Raw genomic sequence first — 23788 nt, 5'->3', positions numbered from 1 at the left:
CCGAGCGGTGCCGTCAGCTCCCGAAGGGCGTCTTCGGCCACGTGAGTGCCGCGAGCTTCCGCTGCCCCGCGATGCTCGGGTGGAAGTAGTCCAGCGTCGACATGTCGGCCAGCACGAAGCGGTAGTCGGCGACGGTCCCGCCGTCCCACGTGCAGTTCGGGGTCGCCGCGCAGACCTGCTGCAACGCCGCGTTGTACTCGTCGACGCGCGACTGCACGGCGTCGCGGCGCTCCACGTCGGCGTGCGCGGTCGACGTCGGCCGGGCGAGCATGGACTGGCAGATGCCGCTGGTCTCCCAGATCAGGCGTGCCGCGGCGCGCTCCTTGCCGACCTCCCAGATGCGTTCGACGTTCGGGATGCTCGACACGAAGATCCGCGTCCGCCCGCCGTTGCCCGCCGCGATCCGGTCGAGCGCGGTCTGCACCTGCGTCGTGAACGTCGCCGTCTCGGTCATCCCGTCGGTCGTGGGGGTGCACGCGTCATTGGCCCCGATGTCGACGGTCACGTACTCCGCCCCGAACGCGACGGCCTGGGCCGCCTGGGCGTCGAGGCCCGCGGCCGTCGTCCCGGCGACGGCGTAGTTCGCCCTCTCGAGCTCCGGGTTGACGGACTCGAGGCGGGTCGCGTGGGAGTCGAGTACGGCGTTGGTGCCGGTCGACCAGCTGTACTGCGGGCAGTCGCCGAACCCGCAGCTGTCGTACGCGACCGAGAGCGAGGTGCCGATCGCGGCCATCCGGGCGGGCGGCGGTGCTGCGGCGACCGTGGGTTCGGCGACCGTGGGTTCGGCGCACCCGACGAGGCCGAGCGCGAGCGCGAGGGTACTCAGGGCAGCGCTCAGGGAGGTGACGAGCGCCGTGCGGGATCGCGCGCGCATGTGCGGCTCCAGGGGATCGGAAACGCGACGTCGGTGCGAGAACAGGCTCAGAGCCGCCCGCGCACCCGGTCGCTGCGGGCGAGGAACGTCGCCGAGATGAGGGTGGCGAGGCAGAGCCCGATGGGCAGCACGGTCAGCAGGACGCTGCCCTGCGTGGTGCCGACGTAGGCGTCGAGGCCGTGCACGATCGTCAGCGCGACGGCGATCGCGAGCAGCGCCTCGTCCGCGCGGAAGAGCGGTGCGATCGCCGCCACGACGAGGAGCGCCGTGCTGCGCGACGCCGCGTAGAGGGCATCCTCGTTGCCGATGCCGTCGTTCACGACCTGCACGATCGAGAGCACGAGGGAGAGTCCGGCGGCGAGCAGCACCACGAGCCAGCAGATCCAGTAGGCGGCGGCGCGCGGCTCCGCATCGGCGTTCGTCATGCGCACAGCGTGCCGCCTGTGCCCGCGAAGCCGAGGATGCCCCGCCGTCCCCGGTTGTCGGAGGGATCGGGGATGCTGGTGGGATGACCGCTTCGCCCGACTCCCCCGATGCGGGCCGCGCCGCCGCGCTCGCCGCGCTCCGCGACCTCGTCGGCCGCGACGACGCCGAGTTCCACGACGGGCAGTACGAGGCGATCGAGGCCCTCGTCGGCGGACGGCGACGCGCCCTCGTCGTGCAGCGCACCGGCTGGGGCAAGTCCGCCGTGTACTTCGTCGCGACGCTCCTGCTGCGCCGGGCGGGCGCCGGTCCGACCGTGCTCGTCTCCCCGCTCCTCGCGCTCATGCGCGACCAGGTGGCCGCGGCCGAGCGCGCCGGTGTGCGGGCGGTCGCGATCAACTCGGCGAACGCCCACGAGTGGGACGACGTGCTCGCACGGCTCGACGCCGACGAGGTCGATGTGCTGCTCGTCTCCCCCGAGCGGTTGAACAACCCGCGCTTCCGCGACGAGCAACTGCCGGCACTGGTGCGCCGGATGGGGCTCCTCGTCGTCGACGAGGCGCACTGCATCAGCGACTGGGGCCACGACTTCCGGCCCGACTACCGGCGATTGCGCGAGCTCATCGCGGCGCTGCCGGCCGGGGTGCCGGTGCTCGCCACGACGGCGACGGCCAACAGCCGGGTGGTGGCCGACGTCGCGGAGCAGCTCGGGGGCGCGGCCGGCGACGTGCTGACGATCCGCGGCCCGCTCGCCCGCGCCTCCCTGCGGCTCGGCGTGCTGCGCCTGCCCGATTCGACTGGCCGCCTCGCGTGGCTCATCAGCCACCTCGACGAGCTGCCGGGTTCGGGCATCATCTACACGCTCACGGTCGCGGCGGCGGTCGACATCGCCCGCGTGCTGCGGGAGCGCGGTCACGCGGTGCGCGCGTACACCGGCCAGACCGACCCCGACGAGCGCGCCGAGTCCGAGGGGATGCTGAAGCGCAACGAGGTCAAGGCGCTCGTCGCGACGAGCGCCCTCGGCATGGGGTTCGACAAACCCGACCTCGGCTTCGTGCTGCACCTCGGCGCGCCCTCGTCGCCCGTCGCGTACTACCAGCAGGTCGGCCGCGCCGGCCGCGCGACCGACAACGCCGACGTGCTGCTGCTGCCGGGCGCCGAGGATCCCGACATCTGGCACTACTTCGCGACGGCGTCCATGCCCGACCGCGACCGCGCCGAGCGCGTCCTCGCCGCGCTCGACCCGGAGCGTCCGACGTCGACGCCCGCGCTCGAGGCCCGTGTCGACGTGCGCCGCACCCCGCTCGAACTGCTGCTCAAGGTGCTCGACGTCGACGGCGCCGTGCACCGGGTCTCCGGCGGCTGGGTCGCCACGGGCGAGCCCTGGGTCTACGACGCCGCGCGTTACGAGCGCATCGCCGCCGAACGCATCGCCGAGCAGGCGCACATGATCGAGTACGAGCAGACGCGCGGGTGCCGCATGGAGTACTTGCAGCGCTCCCTCGACGACGACACGGCGGTGCCGTGCGGGCGCTGCGACAACTGCGCGGGCGCCTGGTTCCCGACCGGCCTCGACGACGAGGCGGCGACCACCGCCAAGGGGGCGCTCGACCGCGTCGGCGTGCCGATCGAACCGCGCGGCCAGTGGCCGACCGGCGCCGACCGCCTCGGCATCGACGCGAGGGGCCGCATCGCGCCGGGCGAGCGCGCCGAGGAGGGCCGGGCACTCGCGCGGCTCACCGACCTGGGCTGGGGCGGCCCGCTCCGCGAGTTGTTCGCCGCCGGTGCCGCGGACGCCCCGGTGCCGCCGGCCCTGCTCGACGCGTGCGTGCGGGTGCTCGCCGAGTGGGGCTGGGCCGAGCGCCCCGCCGCCGTCGTGGCGATGCCGTCGCGCTCGCGCCCCGAGCTCGTCGATTCCCTGGCCCGCGGCCTCGCCGGCATCGGGCGGCTCCCCTACCTCGGGGCGCTCTCGCTCGTCGACGGCGGCCCGACGGGCGGCCCCGGCGGCAACAGCGCGTTCCGGCTCGCCGGCCTCTGGAACCGTCTGGATGCCTCCGGGCTCGACCTCCCGCCTGGCCCGGTCCTCCTCGTCGACGACCTCGCCGACAGCCGCTGGACCCTCACCGTCGCGGCCCGCGAACTGCGCCGCGCCGGAGCGGGCTCGGTGCTGCCCTTCGCACTCGCGCTCCGCGGCTGACCGGCGTCGCGCTCCGCGGCTGAGCCGCGACTCGCGCTGCAGGCGAGCGCTTCCGCTCGCACCATCCGCGAGTGGGTAGGCAGCGCGGGTGCCGCGCCCTGCGCACCCGCACGCGCTACCCACTCGCGGCCAGACGATGCGACGATGGGCGGGCCCGCGCCATGCGCGGACCCGCCCATCGGGGGCAGTGCCGGGGTTACTTCGCCGCGGCCTCGACCTCGATGTCGTCGAACTCGTCGTCGATCACGAGGAACTCGACGCCCTCGTCATCCTGGTCGCCCTCGTGGGTGCCCGCGGCGACGGAGGGCAGCTCGACCTCGCCGTTGGCGATCTCGAGCACCACGTCGTCGCCGAGCTCGGCGAACTCGAAGTCCACGGCGATCTCGGCGCGCGAGAGGAGGTCCTCCATGCGGCGCTGACGGTTGCGCGGGATGAGGGTCACGACGCGGCCCGCCTTGCCGGCGCGGCCGGTGCGGCCGGCGCGGTGCAGGTACGTCTTGTACTCGTCGGGGGCGTCGGCCTGGATGACCAGATCGATGTCGTCGACGTGGATGCCGCGCGCGGCGACGTCGGTCGCGACGAGCACGTCGACGCGGCCGCTCGTGAGCTGCGCGAGGTTGCGCGTGCGCTTGGCCTGGTTGAGGTCGCCGTGCAGGGCGACGGCGTAGACGCCGGCGTCCTCGAGGTGCTGCACGAGGTCCTCGGCGAACGCCCGGGTGCGGCTGAAGACGAGCGTCTTGCCGTTGCGGTCGGCGAGGCGGGCGACGAAGTCGCGCTTGTCGCGGTTGTCGATGACGAGCACGCGGTGCTCGATGGTCGACGAGGATGCCTCTTCGCCGGCGACCTCGTGGACGGCGGGGTCCGTGAGGAACTCGTCGACGAGCGCGGCGACGCCCGTGTCGAGCGTGGCCGAGAAGAGCAGCCGCTGGCTGCCCGCGGGGGTCTCGCGCAGGATGCGCTGCACCGGCTCGAGGAAGCCGAGGTCGCACATGTGGTCGGCCTCGTCGAGCACCGTGATCTGGATGCCCGAGAGGTCGAGGTGGCCCTGCCGGTGCAGGTCCTCGATGCGGCCGGGGGTGCCGATGACGATGTCGACGCCGCGGCGGAGCGCGCCGACCTGGCGGGCCTGGGGGACGCCGCCGTAGACCTGGGTCGTGAACAGGCCGATCGACTGGGCGATGGGCTGCACGGTGCGGTCGATCTGCAGGGCGAGCTCGCGCGTCGGGGCGAGGATGATCGCGCGCGGGGCGCGGCCCATCTGGCGCTTGCCGCCGGCCTTGCCGGAGGCGGCCCAGAGGTTCGCGAGACGCTCGACGGTCGGCGCGCCGAACGCGATGGTCTTGCCGGAACCGGTCTTGCCGCGTCCGAGGACGTCGCGGCCCTCGAGCACGACGGGGATGGTCGCCGCCTGGATCGGGAACGGGTGCTCGGCGCCGAGGCCCGCGAGCGCCGTGACGATGTTGCCACCGAGGCCGAGGTCGCCGAAGGTCACGCCCTCGACGGTCTCGGCCTGGATGGCCTCGGCCTCGAGGCGCTCGAGCACGACGTCGTCGTGGTCGGTGCGGGGCGCACGGTCCTCGCGCGACGGGTAGAACGAGGATGCCCGACGCTCGGAGGCCTGGAAGCCGGGGCGGTCGAACTCGCGACGGTCGTCGCGGCGGGGGCCGCGGTCGCCGCGGTCGGCACCGCGCTGCGGGCGGTCCTCGCGGAACTGGCGCTGGGGGCGCGCGTCATCGAAGCGGCGCTGCGGACGCTCGCCGCGGTCGTCACGACGCGGGGCACGGTCGCCGCGGTCGTCACGACGGGGCGCACGGTCATCGCGGTCATCACGACGCGGGGCACGGTCGTCACGACGCGGGGCACGCTCGTCACGGTCGTACCGACGCGGACGGTCATCCTCGAAACGACGCTGCGGACGCTCGCCACGGTCATCGCGACGCGGGCCGCGGTCGCCGCGGTCGTCACGACGCGGGCCGCGGTCATCGCGGTCGTCACGACGGGGCGCACGGTCGTCGCGGTCGTACCGACGCGGACGGTCATCCTCGAAACGGCGCTGCGGACGCTCGCCACGGTCGTCGCGGCGCGGCGCACGGTCGTCGCGGTCGTACCGACGCGGACGGTCGTCGTCGGAGCGGCGCTGGGGGCGGTCCTCGCGGTACTGGCGGGGAGCGCGGTCGTCGCGCGGGGCGCGCTCTTCGCGGCCCTCACGGGTGGAGCGGTGCGTGGAGCGGCCGGCGGCGACGCGCTCGTCGCGGCTCCAGCGGTCCTTGCCCGCGGGGGCCTCCTCGGGGGCGCGGTAGCCGCGGTGCCCGGGGCTGCGCGAGCCGGCCTGCTTCTTCGCGGCCTTCTTGGCTGCGGCGAAGTTCGGGTCGAAGTTGCGGGCGGGGCGACCGCCGGCGGGCTTCTTGTTCTTCGGCATGGTGTGCTTTCTGGGTTCTGCTCGCGGGCCGCGCTCGTGGCGCGCCCGTGCATGTGGCGACCCCGCGCGCAAGCGCGGCGTCGTGAACCCGGGTGTGGAATCAACCGGGGCCGTTGCACATACGTCGTGTGACTATCCGCCGCGGATCGCGGTGGAACCGGCCCTCGGGACTCACAAACCCATCCGCGCTCGCGCACGGTGTCCCAGACCGACCGCACAAGCCTAGCGGAGTCCCCTCCGCCTCCCCTGTGAATCCGGGGATCCCGGGCTCGCACTGCTCGACTGAGCAAATCTCGGCTTCGATTTCGCCGGGGCGGGCGCGGGGCGTAGCATCCTTCCACCTGACCTCGGAGCGCCCGTGAACCCGAACCGATCGACGGGCCGACGCCGAGCACGCCGCTGGGCCGCCGCCGCCCTCGCCACCGCCGTGGCGCTCGTCGGCATCGCCGCACTCTCCGGCTTCCACCTGCCGCTCGAACGCGTCGACCCGCCGGGCGGCGGCGCGAGCGGCGAGGTCGAGGGCGGCGAGATCATCGGCATCCGCACCTTCGACGCTCCCGACGACGTCCTCGTCGATGCGGGCGTCGAGTACGCCACGACCGACGACGGCACGCTGCTCGAGCTCGATGTGTGCCGTCCGGCCGTCAGCACCGTCGACGCGCTGCCCGCCGTCATCAGCGTGCACGGCGGCAGTTGGCAGCGCGGCGCCAAAGACAACTCCGACTGGCGGCGCGTGTGCCAGTGGCTCGCGAGCGAGGGGTTCGTCGCCGTCTCGATCGACTACCGGCTCGTGCCCGACGCCGTCTTCCCCTCCCAGCTCGACGACGTGCAGGCGGCCATCCGCTGGCTCCGCGACCCCGAGCAGGCCGCGCTCCAGGGAGTCGACCCCGCTCGCATCGGCATCCTGGGCGGTTCGGCCGGCGGGCAGCTCGCCGCACTCGCCGGCCTGAGCGGGTCGGGCCCGCTCGATGCGGATGCCCGCGTCGCCGCGGTCGTCGAACTCTCCGGCCCGGTCGGGCTGACGAGCGCCGACCTCGCGGCCGACGGCGCGAGCACCTGGCTGCAGGGCATCGTCGCCGCCTACCTCGACTGCCCGGCGCCCGGCTCCGACGAGGTCGATGACGACGGATGCCTCGAGCGCCGCGCCGCGGCCACCCCGGCCGCCCAAGCCGACCCGAGCGACCCGCCCGTGCTCGTGCTGCACGGCGACGCCGAGCTCATCCCGCTCTCCCAGTCGCAGCGCTTCGTCGACGAGCTCGCCGCCGCCGGCGTCGACGCCGAGCTCGAGGTGCTGCCGAGCACGGAGCACTCGATCGGCCTCCTCGACGGCGCGCAGCGCGAGCTCGTGGCCGCGTTCCTGCGCGCCGCCCTCGCCTGACCTCAGCACAGAACGCCGCGGCTCCCCGGGGCCGCCGGTTCAGCGCCGCGGCGCCGCACCGACCCGTCGGCGGGAGTCGGAGAGCACGTGGACGCGCGGCTCGACGACGGCGACCTCGAGGGCCGCGCGCGCCGCGGTCGCGGCGTCGAGGTTCGACGAGCCGGCACCGTACCAGCGGCTGCAGCACAGCATCGGGGCGCTGTCGAGCACGAGCAGCCACCCGTTGCGATCGCCGCGAAGCCCTACGACGACGGCGAGTTCGAGTTCGCCGACGCGTGCCCGCACGTCGGCGAGTGCGGCGCGTGCGGCACCTGGCGTCGGGGCGCAGTCGACGCTGCGCGCGAGTTCGCGGTTGTTCGGCGCCAGCAGCCGCCACACGGTCGGCAGCGGGTCGGCGTCGTCCGCCTCCCGGCTGCGCGCGCCCCGACCCGGGCGTTGGACCGCCGTCGCGGCGACGGCACCGCTGACCGCTGCGGCCTCCTGCGCCGGGAAGGGCCTCGACTCGGCCGCAGCGGCCCGGTCGGGACGAGTTCCCCCTGGCGTCGTCCCGACCGGCGCTGCGGCGACCACCGCGTCGCGGAAGCGGAACCAGGCGGACAGCATCGGGTCGCGATCGTCCACGAACGACTCGATCACGATGCGCACTTGCCCGGCCAGCCCTCCTCCTCCTCACTGCGGTGGACCGGTGCCGCGACCCCCGTCTGCGGCACCGTGTCATCGACTCTTCCGAGAAGCGGTGAACGTGGACGGACCTCGATCTGAACAGCAGATGACGCACCCGTGCACGGCACGTGCCGCGCGAGGCCGCGGCCACGTGCCGCTCGCCGGGCGTTCGCTTGTGCCGCTCTCGGGGCGCTGCCAGACTGAATCCGATGTCGGCTGCCGAACCGCCGACCTGGAAGCGCATGACCGACCGATCCCTGCCGAAGCACACGGATGCCGCCCGACGGCGCCGTACTCGCAGCCTGCTCGCCGTCGGGATGCTCTCGGTCCTCGCCTTCATCGCTCCCTCCGCCGCCTTCGGCGAGGAGGTCGAGCCGACACCGACCCCGACCGAGACGCCGGCGCCCACGGAAACTCCGACGCCGACGCCCACGCCCACGCCCACGCCCACGCCCACGCCCACGCCCACGCCCGAGCCGACCGTGGAGCCGACGCCCACGCCCACCCCCACGCCGACGCCGACCCCCACCCCGACGCCCACGCCGTCGCCCACGCCGACCCCGACCCCGACCCCGACGCCCACCCCCGAAGCCGCTCCGCCGTCCGAGGAGACCCCGGTCGAGTCCGAGGTGCTGCTCACGGCGGATGCCCCGGTGGTCCGCGTCCGCACCCCGTACTACGACGAGGTCGTCGACTTCCTCGCCGCCCGCACCGAACTCGACGAAGCCGCGGCTGAGCTCGCCGAACTGCAGGCCGCACTCGCCGACGCGATCGCGACGGCCGAAGCTGCGGCGGAGGCCGCCGAGGTCGCCGAGCATGACGCCGATGAGGCCGCCGAGGACTCCGCGGCCGCCGTCGCTGCGGCCGTGCGGGCCGCGCGCGGGCCGGCTGCGAGCCTCAGCGCACTCGACGCCATCCTCGGCGGCGGCGACCTGCTCGCCGGGCTCGGCTCCGTCGAGCGCGTGCAGCGCCTGGATGCCAAGGCGGCCGACGTGCTCGGTACCGCGGCGAACGCGAGCGATCGCGCCGAACGGCGCGCCGAGCGTGCCGACGCCCATCGAGGCGAAGCCGACGAGCTGGACGTCGACGCACTGCGCGACGACCTCGCCGACGCGGAGAACGCGGTCGCCGATGCCGACGAGATGTTCGCCGAGCTCAGCGCCGCGGTCGCGGCCGGCGGGTACGCCGAACTCGTCGACCTCCCTGCCGACAGCGGCGCTCTGAACGAGCAGCCGTGGGAAAGCCCCGTCGTCGGCCGCATCAGCGACCACTACGGCGCGCGTCCCGATGCCCCGATTCCGGGCGTCAGCGAGTTTCACCGCGGCACCGACCTCGCCACGGCCTGCGGCTCGACTGTGCGCGCGGCGACGGCCGGCGTCGTCCTCGAGGCCGGCGCCAACGGCAGTTACGGCAACTGGGTGCTCATCGCCCACGGCGCCGGCGTCGAGACCGGCTACGCGCACCTGGCCACGGGTACGACCCTCGTGCAGCCGGGCGACGAGGTGACGGCGGGCCAACCCATCGCGGCTGCCGGTTCGACCGGCGCGTCGACGGGATGCCACCTCCACTTCGAGGTCCGCGTCGACGGGGCCGCGGTGGACGCCGAGCCGTTTATGGCGCTGCGCGGTATCCGGATCGGCTGACGCGGGCGCCTCGGGGCTCAGCGCTCGAAGCGCGCCTCGCGCTCGTCGGCGAGCGCGGACCGCACGCGTTCGAGGTGCGTCGAGCGCTCCATGCCGGCGCGCTCGAGCTCGGCGATCGGCTGCCACCACACCTCGGCGGCTTCGCCGTCGGCCGGGTAGGGCTCGCCCGACACCCACTCGCAGCGGAACACGAGGTCGAGATAGCTCGACCGGTCGCCGTTGTCGTACGTGATCTCGGGCAGGGCGTGCACCCAGGCCAGCCGGGTGGCACGGGCCACGACGCCCGTCTCCTCGAGCACCTCGCGCTCGGCGGCGACGGCGGGCTCCTCGCCCGGATCGATGATCCCGGTGAAGGGCGTCACCGCGCCGTTGTCCGCGCGCCGCTGGAGGAGCACTTCGTCGCCGCGCACGACCACCGCGGTGACGCCGCTGAGCCAGAGCGGCGAGGTGCCGAGGTGTCGGCGCAACTCGAGGATGAAGTCGGGAGTCGGCATGCTCCGAGACTATTCGGGCCGCGCGGGAATAGCGGCGGCGGCGATCCCGTTCCGTCCGACATACCCCCTGGGGGTATAGGCGAATCGACACGGAGGGAACACGATGACGAGGATGCACGAGGCTTCGGGAACCGACGCGCACCGGCCGCACGAACCGGCCGGAGCCGAGCATGCGGAACACCACGGGACGGCACCCGCCGGTCACGATCACGCGGCGCACGATCACGCAGGACACGAGCACGCTGGACAGGACCACGCGAGCGACGACCACGCCCACGCCCACGACCACGCCGGCCACCACGACCACGCCGGGGCGTTCCGGCGGCTCTTCTGGATCATGCTCGTCCTGGCGATCCCGACGGTGGCGTTCAGCCCGATGTTCGCCGCCCTGCTCGGCTACCCGCTGCCGGACGGCGAGCTGGTCCCCTGGATCTCGCCGCTCCTCGGCACGGTCATGTTCCTCTGGGGCGGCCGTCCGTTCCTGACGGGCGCCTGGTCGGAACTGCGCGCCCGCACCCCCGGCATGATGCTCCTCATCGGGCTCGCGATCACGGTCGCGTTCGTCGCGTCGTGGGGCGCGAGCCTCGGCCTGCTCGACCATCAGCTCGATTTCTGGTGGGAGCTCGCGCTCCTCATCGTGATCATGCTGCTCGGCCACTGGATCGAGATGCGTTCGATCATGCAGGCCTCCAGCGCCCTCGACGCGCTCGCGGCCCTGCTGCCCGACGAGGCGGAGCGCCTCGGCGCGGACGGCGCGGTCGAACCGGTCGCGCCGTCCGACCTCGCGGTCGGCGACGTCGTCATCGTGCGGCCCGGCGGGCGCGTCCCGGCAGACGGCGTCGTCGTGGACGGCACCGCGGCCGTCGACGAGTCGATGATCACGGGCGAGTCCCTCGCGGTCCCGCGCGGCCCCGGCGACCGCGTGGTCGCGGGCACGGTCGCGACCGACACCGCGATCCGCGTCCGCATCGACGCCGTGGGCGACGACACCGCGCTCGCGGGCATCCGCCGCCTCGTCGCCCAGGCGCAGCAGTCCAGTTCGCGCGCCCAGCGCCTCGCGGACCGCGCGGCGGGCTGGCTGTTCTGGTTCGCGCTCGGCGCGGGCATCCTGACGGCGATCGCGTGGACCGTGCTCGGCATGCCCGACGAGGCGATCGTGCGCACGATCACGGTGCTCGTGATCGCCTGCCCGCACGCCCTCGGCCTCGCGATCCCCCTCGTCGTGTCGATCGCGACGGAGCGGGCCGCGAAGGGCGGCGTGCTCGTGACCGACCGGCTCGCGCTCGAGACGATGCGCACGGTCGACACGGTGCTCTTCGACAAGACCGGCACGCTCACCGCGGGCGCGCCCGTCGTCACGGACGCCGCCGCCGCACCGGGGTTCGACCCCGACCGGGTCGTCGCGCTCGCGGCCGCCGCCGAGGCCGACTCCGAGCACCCGCTCGCGAAGGCGATCGTGCAGGATGCCGCGCGCCGCCGTCTGGCCGTCCCCGCGGCCACGGGCTTCACGGCCTCCCCCGCCGTCGGTGTCCGCGCCGAGGTCGAGGGCCGCACGGTCCGCGTCGGCGGGCCCGCCCTGCTCGCCGAGGTGGGCCTCGAGCCGCTCGTGCCGGCCGCCGGCTGGTCGGCCGCCGGGCAGACGGTGCTGCACGTGCTCGTGGACGATGCCGTGGCCGGGGCGCTCGCGCTGGCCGACGCCGTCCGTCCGGAGTCGGCCGAGGCGGTCGAGGCGCTGCACGCCCTCGACGTGCACGTCGTGATGATCACGGGCGACGCCGAGCCGGTGGCGCGCGCGGTCGCGCGGGAGCTCGGCATCGACCGGGTCTACGCGGGCGTCCGCCCCGAGGACAAGGCCGCCAAGGTGCGCGAGCTGCAGCTCGAGGGCCGCACGGTCGCGATGGTCGGCGACGGCGTCAACGACGCCCCGGCGCTCGCACAGGCTGACGTCGGCATCGCGATCGGCGCGGGCACGGACGTCGCGATCGCCGCGGCGGGCGTCGTGCTCGCGTCGAGCGATCCGCGTTCGGTGCTCTCGGTGATCGACCTCTCGCGGGCGGCGTACCGCAAGATGCGGCAGAACCTCTGGTGGGCCGCCGGGTACAACCTGATCTCGGTGCCGCTCGCGGCGGGCGTCCTCGCCCCCGTCGGCTTCGTGCTGCCGATGTCGGTCGGCGCGATCCTGATGAGCCTGTCGACGATCGTGGTCGCGCTCAACGCGCAGCTCCTCCGGCGGCTCGACCTCTCGCCCGAGGCATCCGCCCGCGCAGCGCTCGCGCGGCGCTGAGACGGAGACGGGCGGGCCGGGCGTACTCGCCCGGCCCGCCCGTTCGCGGAGGCTCCGGCCTCAGGCCAGGACGTACCCGGCCTCGTCGACGGCCGCAGCGACGGCGGTCGGGTCGAGCAGCTCGTCGGCCTTGACGCGCACGGTCGAAACGCCGCCGACGACGAGGCGCACGTCGACGGTCTGCACGCCGTCGAGCGAGACGAACTCCTCCGTGACGTGGCGCACGCAGTTGTCGCACGTGAGGCCGGTCAGGTCGTACTCCGCGACGACGGCGTCGGGCAGCTCGGCGAGCACGCGGGCCCGGGCGCGCGGCGCGCCGCTCGACCCGGTGCCGTCGCGGAACACGGTCTCGGACGCAGCCCCGTGGCCACCGCCGCCGCACATGCACGCGCCGGCGTCACCGCCGCAGCACCCGCCGCCGGAGCCGCCCGATCCTGCACCCGTGAGGCCGAGGTCGAAGCGTCCGTCGAGTCCGATGCTCATGCGTGGTCCTTCCGTCTGCGGCGCCGCGGCGCCGGAATCCTCACCCCAGGATACCCCAGAGGGGTACCGAGGGCAGCGGTCACTCCGCGGTCGCGGGCTCCGGGGTCTCGGCCGGGGGCGTCGGGGGCGTCGACGGCTTCGCGGCCTTGCGCTCCCGACGGCGTTCGCGGCCGCCCTCGACCAGGTGGTACAGCGAGGGGAGTACGAGCAGCGTCAGCACCGTCGACGACACGAGTCCGCCGATGACGACGATCGCGAGCGGCTGCGAGATGAAGCCGCCGTGGCCGGTGATGCCGAGCGCCATCGGGACGAGAGCGAAGATCGTCGCGAGCGCCGTCATGAGGATCGGCCGCAGTCGGCGCGAGGCGCCGTGCAGCACCGCATCCGTCACGTGCATCCCTCGATCGCGGTATTGGTTCACGAGGTCGACGAGCACGATCGCGTTCGTCACGACGATGCCGACGAGCATGAGCACGCCGACGAGGGAGGCGACGCCGAGCGGCACGCCCGTCGCGAGCTGCAGCAGCAGGGCGCCCGTCGCCGCGAACGGCACCGAGACGAGCAGCAGCAGCGGCTGCAGGAGCGAGCGGAACGTCGCGACCATCACGATGTAGACGATGAGGATCGCCGCGAGCAGCGCGAGGCCGAGCTGCGAGAAGGACTCCGTCTGGTCGCCCGTGACGCCGCCGAGCGACGCGCTCGTGCCCGCAGGCAGGTCGGCCGCGTCGACGGCGGCCTGCACGTCGGCGCTCGCCGTGCCGAGGTCGTCGCTGTTCGGCGTCGCCGTCACGGTCGCCGAGCGGAGGCCGCCCGTCGTCGTGATCGTCGCCGGACCGTCGACCTCGGAGACCTCGGCGAGCGAGTCGAGCCGCACGGGTCCCGTGAGCGTCGGGATCTCGAGGGCCGAGAGCTCCTCGATGGAGGCGGGAGCGGCCTCCGCGGACGCCAGGTAGATGGTCAGCGTCTGCTCGTCGATGACGATCGAGCCGACCGTGCTCGGCGACATGGCCGAGGAGACGACGCTCGAGAGCGCCACCTCGGAGTACCCGGCAGCGGCCGCCGCGTCGCGGTCGACGACGACGGCGATGTAGGGACGCGACTCCGAGAGGTTGGAGACGGCCTGGTCGACCGAGTCGAGGTCGGCGACCTCGGCGAGCACGGCGGTCGTCGCGGACTCGAGGTCGTCCTGGTTGGAGGCCTCGATGTCGACCTCGATGTCGTTGGACGTGCCGAATCCGCTCGAGGCGCTCAGCACGATCTCGCCGGCATCCTCGATGTCGGCGAGCTCCGCCGTGAGGTCGGCCTGGAGGGCATCCTGATCGGCGCTCTCGTCGGTCGTCACCGAGTAGGTGACCGAGTTGCCGCCGCCGCCGAGCGCGGCCGAGAGGCCCGTGCCGCCGCCGATGGAGGTCTGCACGATATCGACGCCCTCGGTATCGCGGATGAGCGACTCCACCTCGGTCGACGCCTCGTCGAGTGCCGCGAGGCTCGTGCCGACGGGCAGGGTCTGCGTGACCTGGAACGTGTTCTGGCCGCTCGAACCGAGGAAGTTCGTCTTGAGGAACGGCGTGAGCGCGACCGTACCGGCGAGCACGAGCACCGCGATGAGGATCGTGACGACCGAGTGCTTGAGCGTCCACCTGAGGATCGGCAGGAAGCCGCGCTGCAGCCGCGAGGGGTGCTCGAGCTCGTCCTGGCCCGCGGCCGCGTCCTCCGCGGCATCCTCGACGAAGGCGGCGGCCTCGGCCTGCTCGGCCGTGACCTTCGCCGGCTTCAGGAACCAGTACGCGAGCACCGGCACGATCGTGAGCGACACGAGCAGCGACGCGGCGAGCGCGATCGTCACGGTCAGCGAGAACGGCCGGAACAGCTCGCCGGTCACGCCGGAGACGAACGCGACGGGCAGGAACACCGCCACGGTCGTGATCGTCGAGGCCGTGACGGCGCCCGCGACCTCGCGGACCGCGCGCACGATCGTCGACGCCTTGTCGACGCCGGCCACGAGGTGCCGCTTGATGTTCTCGATGACGACGATCGAGTCGTCGACGACGCGGCCGATCGCGATCGTCAAGGCGCCGAGCGTCAGGATGTTGAGCGTGTAGCCGGTCGCCTGCAGCCCGATGAAGGTGACGAGCACCGAGGTCGGGATGGAGATCGCGGTGACGAGCGTCGCGCGCACCGACCACAGGAAGAGCAGGATGACGATGATCGCGAAGACGAGGCCGAGCAGGCCCTCCTGCGCGAGCGACTCGATCGACTGCTGGATGTAGGGCGCCTGGTCGAAGACGACCGTGAACTCCGCGCCGGGGTTGGTCGTGTCGAGGGAGGCCTGCAGGTCGGGCAGGAGGTCCTTGACCGCGTTCGACACATCGACCGTGTTGGCCGAGGGGAGCTTCGTGATCGAGATCGAGAGCGCGTCCTCGCCGTTCACGCGGGAGATGCTCGTCGCGGCGTTCTCATCGAGGGTGACGTCGGCGACCTCGCCGAGCGTCGTGACGGTCGGCGCGAGACCGGCGGCGACCGCGGCGCTCGTCGCCGAGGCATCCGGGATGAGGGGGAGGTTCTCGAGCTCGTCGAGGGATTCGAGCTTGGTGCCCGCCTGCACGGCGAACGTGCGGTCGCCCTCGGTGATCGTGCCGGCCGGGATGAGCACGCCGTTCTGCTGCAGCGCGTCGGTGATCGAGCTCGTCGTGAGACCGGCTGCGGTGAGGGCGGCCTGGTCGGGCGTGATGGTGACGCGGTTGCCGACGTCGCCGACGAGGGACGCCTCGCGCACGCCGTCGACGTCCTCGATCTCGCCGAGCACGGTGCGGGTGAGCTCGTCGGACAGGGCGCTGACGTCGTCGGCGCCCGAGACGGCGAGCTGGATGACCGGGAAGTCGTCGAGGCTGAACGCGAGCACCTGCGGGTCGACATCGTCGGGCAGCGTGCTCGAGATGCGGTTGACGGCCGAGAGCATCTTCTGCTCGGCGAAGGCCAGGTCGGTGCCGTACGTGTACGTCGCGCTCACGAGCGAGAGGCCGGTCGAACTCGTCGTCGACGTCGACTCGAGGCCCGTGATACCGGTCAGCGCGGTTTCGATGGGGGTGGACACCTCGTCGTTGACGATGTCCGGCGAGGCGCCCGGGTACGTCGTCACGACCGCGAGCTGCGGGAACTCGACCGACGGCGCGAGCTCCTGCTTGAGACCGGTGAGGGCGATACCTCCGAACACCATCGCGACGATCGTGACGAGCGCGATGAGCGCGCGGTTCTTCATGCTGAGTTCAGCGAGGCGATGCACTCGTCGATTCTGTCAGTGCGGCGCGTCGGCAATGTCACGGGATGCTGGGAACCGGATGCCCCGCAGCGGCGCCGTACCGCCGATTCAGATGACGATGAACCCGGTCAGGAGGGCGACGAGGGCGGCGACGGCAGCGACCGCGAGGAGCACGAAGACCACGAGGTCCCGTCGACGGAACACCGCGAGGCCGCGCTGCCGACGGGCTGCCGCGTAGAGAGCGGTGCCCGGCACGAGGATGAGGAACGAGACGAGCAGGTACTCCGCTCCGCCCGCTATGAGCAGGAAGAGCGTGTAGACCGTCGCGAGGATGCCGAGGGCGAGCCCGCCGCGGCTGCGGCCGCCCGGATCGTCGCCCCACTTCGTCTCGAGCTTGAAGCCGTAGGCCGCGCTGAGGAAGTACGAGATGAGGCACAGCGACGAGCAGAGGCTGTAGGCGAGCGTGAACGCATCCTCGCTGAAGGCGACGAGCACGAGCAGCGCCTGCACGAGCAGCGTCGACCACAGCAGCGACCGGTCGGCGACGCCGAACCCGTTGAGGTGCGTGAACGACTTCGGCACGACGCCGTCGCGCGCGGCGGCGAAGAGCACCTCCGCCGCCATCAGGGTCCACGCGAGGTACGCGCCGAGCACCGAGACGATGAGGCCGATGCCGATGAGCCACGCCCCCCAGTCGCCGACGACGGCTTGGAGGACGCCGCCGACCGAGGGTTCGCGCAGCGCGCCGAGCTCCTCGCGCGTCATGACGCCGTACGGCAGGAACGTCACGGCGACGAAGAGCAGCAGCACGCCGAGGAAGCCCATCACCGTGGCGCGGCCGACGTCGCGCCGCGTCCGCGCGAGGCGCGAGTAGACGCTCGCGCCCTCGATGCCGAGGAAGACGAAGACCGTCAGCAGCAGGGTCGAGCCGATCTGGCCGGCGATCGCGCCGAGGTCCGGCGTGCCGTCGCCGCCCCAGAGGTTCGCCGCGAAGATCGCCGGGTCGAAGCCGACGAACACGACGATGAGCAGGAACGTCAGGAGCGGCACGGTCTTCGCGACCGTCACGACGACGTTCGCGATCGCCGCCTGGCGGATGCCCCGGCGGATCATGAAGAAGAACGCCCACGTGCCGATCGAGGACACGAGGATCGCGAGCGGCGTCGCACCGTCGCCGAGCGCCGGGATGACCGCGCCCACGGTCGAGCAGATGAGCACCCAGTACGTGACGTTGCCGGCGCACGCGCTCGCCCAGTAGCCGAACGCCGACAGGAAGCCCGGATACTCGCCGAACCCGGCCTTCGCGTAGGCGAAGATGCCGGCGTCGAGGTCGGCCTTGCGCACCGCGAGGCGTTGGAGCAGCAGCGCGAAGCACAGCATCCCGAAGCCGGCGAGCGCCCACGCGACGAGCGAGCCGATGACGCCCGTCGCCGCGCCGAACGTGGAGGGCAGCGAGAAGACGCCCGCGCCCACCATCGACCCGACGACCAGTGCCGCGAGTGCGATGACGGGCAGGGTGCGCGTCTGGCCGGTCGTCGTGCTCACGGATGCCTCGCTTCTGCGGTATTTCCCCCGGTATCGGCAGATTCGTCGATTCTACCCGGACGGGTTACCGGGCTTCGTGGCCGCGGTGGCCGCCGCGGCCGGCGTCCCGCCGCCTACGACACGACGCCCGCGGTCGGGGACGAGGTCGCGACCGCGGTCGCGTAGCCGGGCCGGACCCCTCGCACGGTCACGGTCAAGGCTAGGTCGCGCTGCGCCAGCGTCGGCACGAATGTCGACGCAGTGGCGCCGAGGATGTCGATGCCGTCCGCGGCCCACTGGTAGGTGAGCGCCGTGCCGTCGGCCCAGTCGCCGGGGCTGGCGGTCAAGGTCGCCCCGATCTTCGGCATGCCGGAGATCGTCGGGACCCCGGCCGCCGATACCCGCTCCATCGAGACGCTCGATCGGACGACGGGCTCGGTCGATCCCGGCACCCACGCGGTGATGCGGACCGTGATGATCTGACCGACCCGAGAGGGCGGCGGCACGTACCCGGGACCGCCCCCGAGCGGGAGGAGCACGCCGTCCGCGTACCACTGGTAGTCGAACGAGGTCTCGGCCGGCCACCCGGTCGGGACCGCCTGCAAGAACTGCCCCACCGCCGGCGAGCCCTGCACGACCACCGACGAACCGAGTATCGCTCGTCGGGTCGGTTCGCTCGCGCGCACCTCGACGCTCGAGCCGTTCGTGCCGGTGACCCGGACGAAGATTCGCGCGCCCTGCTGCGCGGCGCCGAGCACGAACGAGATGCCGGTCGCACCGCTGATCGGGGTATGGTCCGCGTACCACTGGTACGCGAACGTCGTGCCGCTCGGCCAGTCGCCCGGGTGCGCCGTCAGCGTCCCGCCGACCGCGGGTTGCCCCGAGATGCCCGGCAGCGGCGCCGTGCCGCCGGAGTCGACCTGCACCGGCGTGCTCGACCGGGTCACCGCGGGGTAGCCCGCCAGAACGCCGGTCACGGCGACCGAGATCCTGCGACCGGCGTTCTCCGGCCCCAACAGCAGCGAGGTGCCGGTCGCGCTCGGGATCGCGTCGCCGTCGGCGAACCACTGCGTCGCGAGCACCGCGCCGGACTGCCAGTCACCCGTCTGCACCGCGAGGGTTCGACCCACGACCGGGCTGCCCGAGATCGTGGGCGCAGCGGATTGGAGCGCGGTCGGATACGCGATCGCGATGTCCGTTCTGACCGGCATCCCGCCGATGACCTCGATGATGCGCGCACTCGCCGCATCCGGCGCATCCCCTGACCATTCAGTGGCGTACCCTCCGCCGGGTTCGTACTGCACGATGCACGCACCTGCCCGAAGCTTCAGCAACTGGTAGTAGCCGAGGATGCTCGCCTCGCGCTCGAGCTGCCATTCCGGAATGCCGTCGATGAGCACGCGCCGGTAGGCCCGTACCGTGCCGCCGCCCTTGTTCCCGCCGTTTTCGATCGTGACGGTGCCGGTGATCTCGCCGGCTTCGGCGATCTGCGCGTCGATACCGATCACAGCCTCCCGCCAGCCGAGGTCGATGCGCCGGGCCGTCGCCTGCGTCGGCTGATCACCCCACCACTCGGTGAGCAGTTCGCGGTACTTGTCCGCATTGAATTTCACCGTGTAGGTGCCCGGATCGAGCCCGCCGACGCGATACGCACCGAGGGCGTCGGGCTTCGTCGTCCCCGAAAACGCCCACTCGCCGTCGATCTCCCGGTACACATCGACCGACATGACCTGCGGGCCGAAGCCGTCATCGCGCGTGACGACCCCGGAGATCGACGCCTTCGCGGGGGGCTGCGCGTCGATCCCCGTCGTGTCCTGGCCCGGCAGCACGGTGAAGGTCGCTGCGTCCGCCTGCTCGGTGCTCCCGCCCAGCCAGACATCTTCGAGGTCTTCGAGCGAAACGAAACGCGCCGTGTACTCGCCCGGCCAGACAGGATTGGAACGATACCCCCCGTCGACGTTCGCGGTCAGGTACGGGCCGGTGTTCGACGTCATCCCGACGTACGCCCAGGTGCCCGCCCCGTCGACCAGTACCCGGCGATAGAGCTCGACCCGTGTCTTCGAAGGTGAGCCGTCGGGGCGGAGCACACGCCCGGAGACCGTGCTGCCCCCGTGCAGATCGGCGTCGATGCCGGCGCTCACCGCCCCCAGTTCCACCGGCACGGCCCGCGCCTCGAGCTCGACGGGGGCGGCGGGCCACCACTCGGCGAGCAGTTCTTCATCTTGGGGGAGGAACTTGACGCGGTAGTCGCCCGCCTCGAGCGCACGGATCGTGTACCGCCCGTCGTCGTCCGTCCAGGTCTGCCCGTTGTGCGTGAAGAAGGTGCCGTTGCGATCGACGTCGGCCGTCAGCGTGACCCGGACGCCCGCGAGCGGTGCACCGTTGGCGGTGACCTGCCCGCTGATACTGCCCTTCTCGGCCATGCGGATCCGCACGTCGTCGCGGTGCTCGCCGTCGGCGAGCACGATGCGCGTCGCGTCGTTGATCGACGTCCCGCCCCACCACTGTTCGAGCTCGTGATCGCCGTCGTAGGGGTTCGTCGCGATCTTGAGGACGTAGGTGCCCGCGCGCAGGCCGCCGACGGTGAATCCGCCCCCGGGGCTGAACTTCTCGATGCGGTTCTGCTCGGCGAACCTGCCGTCCGGCGCGAGCCGGTACACATGGAGATCGAGCAGTGGGAAGCTGCCCCACCCACCCGAGTAGAGCGGGTGCGGGCTGCTGTCGGCCCGCTGCACGGTGCCCGAGATCCTCGCACCGGCCGCCACGACGAGGTCCCGCGTGTAGTCTCCGCCCAGCACGATTTCTAGCCCCTGGGTCTGCCCGAGCTCCGTGACGCCGGGCCACCACGTCTCGGCGAACTCGGAGTCGTACGGATCGACGCCGATCGAGTAAGTCCCGGGCGAGGTGCCGCTGAACGTGTACTGCCCGGTGTCGTCTTCGATGTACTGAGAGTCGATCCACAGCCAGTACGGCGCACCACCGGTCGGGGTGACGAGCTGCGCGAGCTTCGCCCGACCGGTACGCACGGGCTGGCCGTCGGGCGTCGTGGCGATGCCGGAGATTCGCCAGCTCTCGCCCGACTGTACGGCGGCGTCCGAGATGGATGCCTCTGGCGCCGCTGCGACCGACGGCTGAGGCTCGGGAGCGAACGTCGACACGACCACGGGTGCCGCCGCGAGAGCCCCGGCCCGCCCGACCGGCTCGCTCGTCGTCACCGGCGCACCCGCGATCCCCGACGCGGTGGGCGCGACGGACGTCTGCGCCGAGCGCCCGCCGTCGGTCAGCAGCATCGCGGCCAGCAGCATTGCCGCGAGCGGCCTCATCAGACGACGGAGCATCCATCGGTTTTGCGCGGCCATCGTGCGGTCTCCCTCGGAGCAGTCCAGCGAGGGACGTCCCTCGACAACCGCTCAATGGTGCCCGGCTGAGATGGCCCCGGTGAGCCCCCTGTGGAGAACCGCGCGCGCGGCGTCAGCCTGTCGGCGCGCTCAGACCACCGAGCCGAGGAGTTCCGGTTCGAGGGCCGGCAGCCCGGGCAGCGCTTCCCAGGCATCGCGGAGTGCGAGGACTCCGGCATCGATCTCGTCGGGCGTCGCCGAGATCGGCAGTCGGAGCCGTCGCTCGAACGCCCCGTCGATCCCGAACCGCGGCCCGGCAGCCACGACGACCCCGCGCGTGCGGGCCGCGAGCACGAGCTGCGAGCTCACCGCCGCGCCGAGGTCGATCCAGGTGGCGATGCCGCCGTGCACGTGGGGCACCCGCCACTCGGGGAACGCAGCCGCCAGGGCCGCCTCGAGCCGGTCGCGGGATGCCCGCAGCTGCGCCCGCCGCAGTTCGAGCACCTCGTCGTAGCGCTCGAGCAGCCGCGCGACCATGAGCTGCTCGAGGATCGGCGTGCCGAGGTCGCCCGGCGGCCGCGCCTGCGCGAGCCGACGGATGAGGGGGACGTCGGCGCGGATCCAGCCGACCCGCACCCCGCCCCAGACCGTCTTGCCGACCGAACCGACGAGCACCGCGGGGCCGGATGCGGCGAGCGGCGCCGGGACGCCGCCGGGGCGGTCGATGTTCAGCTCGGCCGTGGTCTCGTCGGCGATGAGCACGGTCCCCTGGCGCGCCGCCGCCGCGGTGAGCCGCGCCCGGGCTTCCTCGTCGAGCGTGCGGCCCGTCGGGTTCTGGAAGTCGGGCATGACGTAGGCGAGCGCCGGATTGGACTGCTGCACGGCCTGTTCGAGCGCGAGCCCCTCGTCGAGCCGGCCGAACCCGTCGTCGTCCTCGGCCGCGGTCGGCACGGTCGCGAGCCGCGCCCCGGCCAGTCGGAGGGCCTCGTACGCGTGCGGGTACGTCGGCGCCTCGATGAGCGCGCGGTCGCCGCGCGCGAGCAGCGTGCGGGAGAGCAGCGCGATCGCGTGCTGCGCCCCGAGCGTCACCATGATCTGGTCGCCGTTCGTCGGCAGGCCCCGGGCCGTGTAGCGGTCAGCGAGCGCCGTGCGCAGCCGCGGGAGCCCGATGCCGTCGAACCCTGGCCCTTCGAGGTGCGCCGGCAGTTCGTCGACGGCCTCCCGCGCGATCTCGGGCAACCACGGGAGCGCCGGGGGAGCGGCCTTGCTGAAGTCGACGACGCCCGCGCCCGTCGCGGCCGGTGCGATGCCGGTGCCGCCGTGCGGGCGGACGACGCTGCCGGAACCGCGGAGCGAGTGCACGAGCTCACGGTCGCGCAGCCGCGCGTACGCCGCCGCGATGGTCGTGCGGCTGACGCTCAGCCGCTCGGCGAGCTCGCGATCGGCGGGCAGCCGGGTGCCGGCGGGGATGCGCCCGTCGAGCACGAGCAGCCGGACGCGGTCGGCGAGCGCCTCGTTCGCGGGCGCTGCGGAGCGCCAGTCGCCGAGCAGCGTGGCGAGCGAGCGGGCGGAGAGCACCGGAGTCGACATGGAAATCCACTCTAGCCAGATTGGACCTGTACGAGCAGTCCACTCGCGGGATTGGATGCTGCAATGCACACCGGTACCATCCCTCTGCAGTCCGCTTCACCGACTCAGCCGCCCGACGGTGGCGCGGGCGCGCGTACGGGGCGCGCCCTCCGCTGGTTCTTCGTCGTCCCGGCCGGCCCCGTCGACGCGGCACGGTTCGCGCGCCGCCTCGGTCGTCTGCTCGTGGGACTGGTGCTCTACGGCATCGCGATCGCCGCGATCGTGCGGGGTGCGGTCGGCGCCGCGCCGTGGGATGTGCTGAGCCAGGGGCTCATGCGCGTCACCGGGTTGAGCTTCGGCACCCTCACCGTCCTCATCAGCGGCCTCGTGCTGCTCTGCTGGATTCCGCTCCGCCAAGCCCCGAGGTTCGGCACGATCGCGAACTCGCTGCTCGTCGGTCCGGCCGCCGACGTCGGGTTCCTGCTCACTCCCGCCGACCTGCCGCTCTGGGCGCGCATCCTCGTCTTCACCGGCGGACTGCTGCTGCTCGCCGTGGCAACGGGCCTCTACCTCTCGCCCCAGTTCGGCCCCGGCCCTCGGGACGGCCTCATGACGGGACTGCACCGCCGGCTCGGACTGCCGATCTGGCTCGCCCGCACGCTCGTCGAGGGCACCGTCCTCGCGATCGGGTGGATGCTCGGCGGCAACGTCGGCGTCGGCACCGCGATCTTCGCGCTCGCCGTCGGACCGCTCTGCGGCTGGACGATCCCGCGCTTCGCGATGGCGGAGCCCCGTGCCCGGACGACGACTCCCCTCGAGCGATGACGTGCCCGGGCGGCGGCCGCCACGTGCGCTCGCACGGGCTGACGTGTTAAAGCACGAACGCCCCCGGCCGTGTGGCTCGGGGGCGTTCGTTGAATGGGTGTCCGGCGGTGTCCTACTCTCCCACAGGGTCGCCCCTGCAGTACCATCGGCGCTGCGAGTCTTAGCTTCCGGGTTCGGAATGTGTCCGGGCGTTTCCCTCGCGCTATGGCCGCCGTAACTCTGGCCCACCAGGACCCCGCACGTGTGTGGGGTGGTGGAAGCTCATCGTTACTGCCAACCGCCACGTGGTGTTGTGGCGGGTTGGTGTCACTGTTTGGTTGTTGGTGTTCGTCCAGTGGCGAACAGTTGCTGTTCGTCTGCTGGGGACTACCTAGTGGACGCGAGTCATCGGGTGCCCCACAACCCGCCTTTTGTT

At 72.8% G+C, this 23788-nt stretch carries 15 protein-coding genes and 1 rRNA gene; 5 read left to right on the top strand and 11 right to left on the bottom strand.

What is annotated here, in order from left to right; all coding sequences use genetic code 11:
* Positions 1–13: 13 nt before the first annotated feature.
* Complete coding sequence (locus GB864_RS08655; protein ID WP_160424097.1) at positions 14–874, bottom strand: GDSL-type esterase/lipase family protein; 861 nt, start codon at positions 872–874, stop codon at positions 14–16.
* 47 nt (positions 875–921) lie between these two features.
* The gene (locus tag GB864_RS08650) at positions 922–1299 is read right to left on the bottom strand and encodes a hypothetical protein (RefSeq protein ID WP_160424095.1); all 378 of its coding nucleotides are present in this window, start codon (positions 1297–1299) and stop codon (positions 922–924) included.
* A gap of 83 nt (positions 1300–1382) precedes the next feature.
* Here GB864_RS08650 and GB864_RS08645 point away from each other — a divergent pair, with 83 nt between their 5' ends.
* Positions 1383–3494 carry a RecQ family ATP-dependent DNA helicase gene (locus GB864_RS08645; RefSeq protein WP_160424093.1) on the top strand — a complete coding sequence of 704 codons (2112 nt, stop codon included), beginning with the start codon at positions 1383–1385 and terminating at the stop codon, positions 3492–3494.
* Positions 3495–3690: 196 nt separating this feature from the next.
* Here the strand turns inward: GB864_RS08645 and GB864_RS08640 are convergent, their stop codons facing one another.
* Positions 3691–5913 carry a DEAD/DEAH box helicase gene (locus GB864_RS08640; RefSeq protein ID WP_160424091.1) on the bottom strand — a complete coding sequence of 741 codons (2223 nt, stop codon included), beginning with the start codon at positions 5911–5913 and terminating at the stop codon, positions 3691–3693.
* A 358-nt stretch (positions 5914–6271) separates the two neighbouring features.
* Between GB864_RS08640 and GB864_RS08635 the strand changes: the two genes are divergently transcribed.
* A complete protein-coding gene (locus GB864_RS08635) occupies positions 6272–7291 on the top strand; it encodes an alpha/beta hydrolase fold domain-containing protein (RefSeq protein WP_160424090.1) in 1020 nt (339 codons plus the stop codon).
* A gap of 39 nt (positions 7292–7330) precedes the next feature.
* Here GB864_RS08635 and GB864_RS08630 read toward each other — a convergent pair whose 3' ends face one another.
* Positions 7331–7936: a hypothetical protein gene (locus GB864_RS08630; RefSeq protein WP_160424088.1), complete on the bottom strand. Its 606-nt coding sequence runs from the start codon at positions 7934–7936 to the stop codon at positions 7331–7333.
* Between the two features lie 227 nt (positions 7937–8163).
* Between GB864_RS08630 and GB864_RS08625 the strand changes: the two genes are divergently transcribed.
* Positions 8164–9597 carry a M23 family metallopeptidase gene (locus GB864_RS08625; protein WP_160424086.1) on the top strand — a complete coding sequence of 478 codons (1434 nt, stop codon included), beginning with the start codon at positions 8164–8166 and terminating at the stop codon, positions 9595–9597.
* A 17-nt stretch (positions 9598–9614) separates the two neighbouring features.
* Here the strand turns inward: GB864_RS08625 and GB864_RS08620 are convergent, their stop codons facing one another.
* Entirely contained in the window at positions 9615–10091 is a 477-nt protein-coding gene (locus GB864_RS08620; protein ID WP_160424085.1) for an NUDIX hydrolase, read from the bottom strand.
* Positions 10092–10203: 112 nt separating this feature from the next.
* Here GB864_RS08620 and GB864_RS08615 point away from each other — a divergent pair, with 112 nt between their 5' ends.
* Positions 10204–12375 carry a copper-translocating P-type ATPase gene (locus tag GB864_RS08615; protein WP_160424083.1) on the top strand — a complete coding sequence of 724 codons (2172 nt, stop codon included), beginning with the start codon at positions 10204–10206 and terminating at the stop codon, positions 12373–12375.
* Positions 12376–12435: 60 nt separating this feature from the next.
* On the opposite strand, the gene GB864_RS18940 is transcribed toward GB864_RS08615, so the two are convergent.
* The 5 genes from GB864_RS18940 to yczR all read right to left on the bottom strand — a co-directional run bounded on the left by GB864_RS18940 (position 12436) and on the right by yczR (position 22569).
* Complete coding sequence (locus GB864_RS18940) at positions 12436–12858, bottom strand: heavy-metal-associated domain-containing protein (protein WP_336603931.1); 423 nt, start codon at positions 12856–12858, stop codon at positions 12436–12438.
* 79 nt (positions 12859–12937) lie between these two features.
* A complete protein-coding gene (locus tag GB864_RS08605) occupies positions 12938–16141 on the bottom strand; it encodes an efflux RND transporter permease subunit (protein WP_160424081.1) in 3204 nt (1067 codons plus the stop codon).
* A gap of 84 nt (positions 16142–16225) precedes the next feature.
* Positions 16226–17662 (bottom strand): basic amino acid/polyamine antiporter, encoded by a 1437-nt coding sequence (locus GB864_RS08600; protein ID WP_160424079.1) that lies wholly within the window; start codon positions 17660–17662, stop codon positions 16226–16228.
* A 113-nt stretch (positions 17663–17775) separates the two neighbouring features.
* The gene (locus GB864_RS08595) at positions 17776–20964 is read right to left on the bottom strand and encodes a carboxypeptidase regulatory-like domain-containing protein (RefSeq protein WP_160424078.1); all 3189 of its coding nucleotides are present in this window, start codon (positions 20962–20964) and stop codon (positions 17776–17778) included.
* Positions 20965–21129: 165 nt separating this feature from the next.
* Positions 21130–22569, bottom strand: coding sequence for a MocR-like transcription factor YczR (gene yczR / locus GB864_RS08590; protein ID WP_160424076.1), 1440 nt, complete (start codon positions 22567–22569; stop codon positions 21130–21132).
* A 63-nt stretch (positions 22570–22632) separates the two neighbouring features.
* Between yczR and yczE the strand changes: the two genes are divergently transcribed.
* Complete coding sequence (gene yczE / locus GB864_RS08585) at positions 22633–23373, top strand: membrane protein YczE (protein WP_236778998.1); 741 nt, start codon at positions 22633–22635, stop codon at positions 23371–23373.
* Between the two features lie 99 nt (positions 23374–23472).
* Here yczE and rrf read toward each other — a convergent pair.
* Positions 23473–23589 (bottom strand): 5S ribosomal RNA (gene rrf / locus GB864_RS08580).
* Positions 23590–23788: the final 199 nt, after the last annotated feature.

Origin of the sequence: Agromyces seonyuensis, assembly GCF_009789225.1 — a bacterium.
Lineage (GTDB): Bacteria > Actinomycetota > Actinomycetes > Actinomycetales > Microbacteriaceae > Agromyces > Agromyces seonyuensis.
Note: the sequence above shows the minus strand (reverse complement) of the source record. Positions and strands in the feature narration are given on the sequence as shown.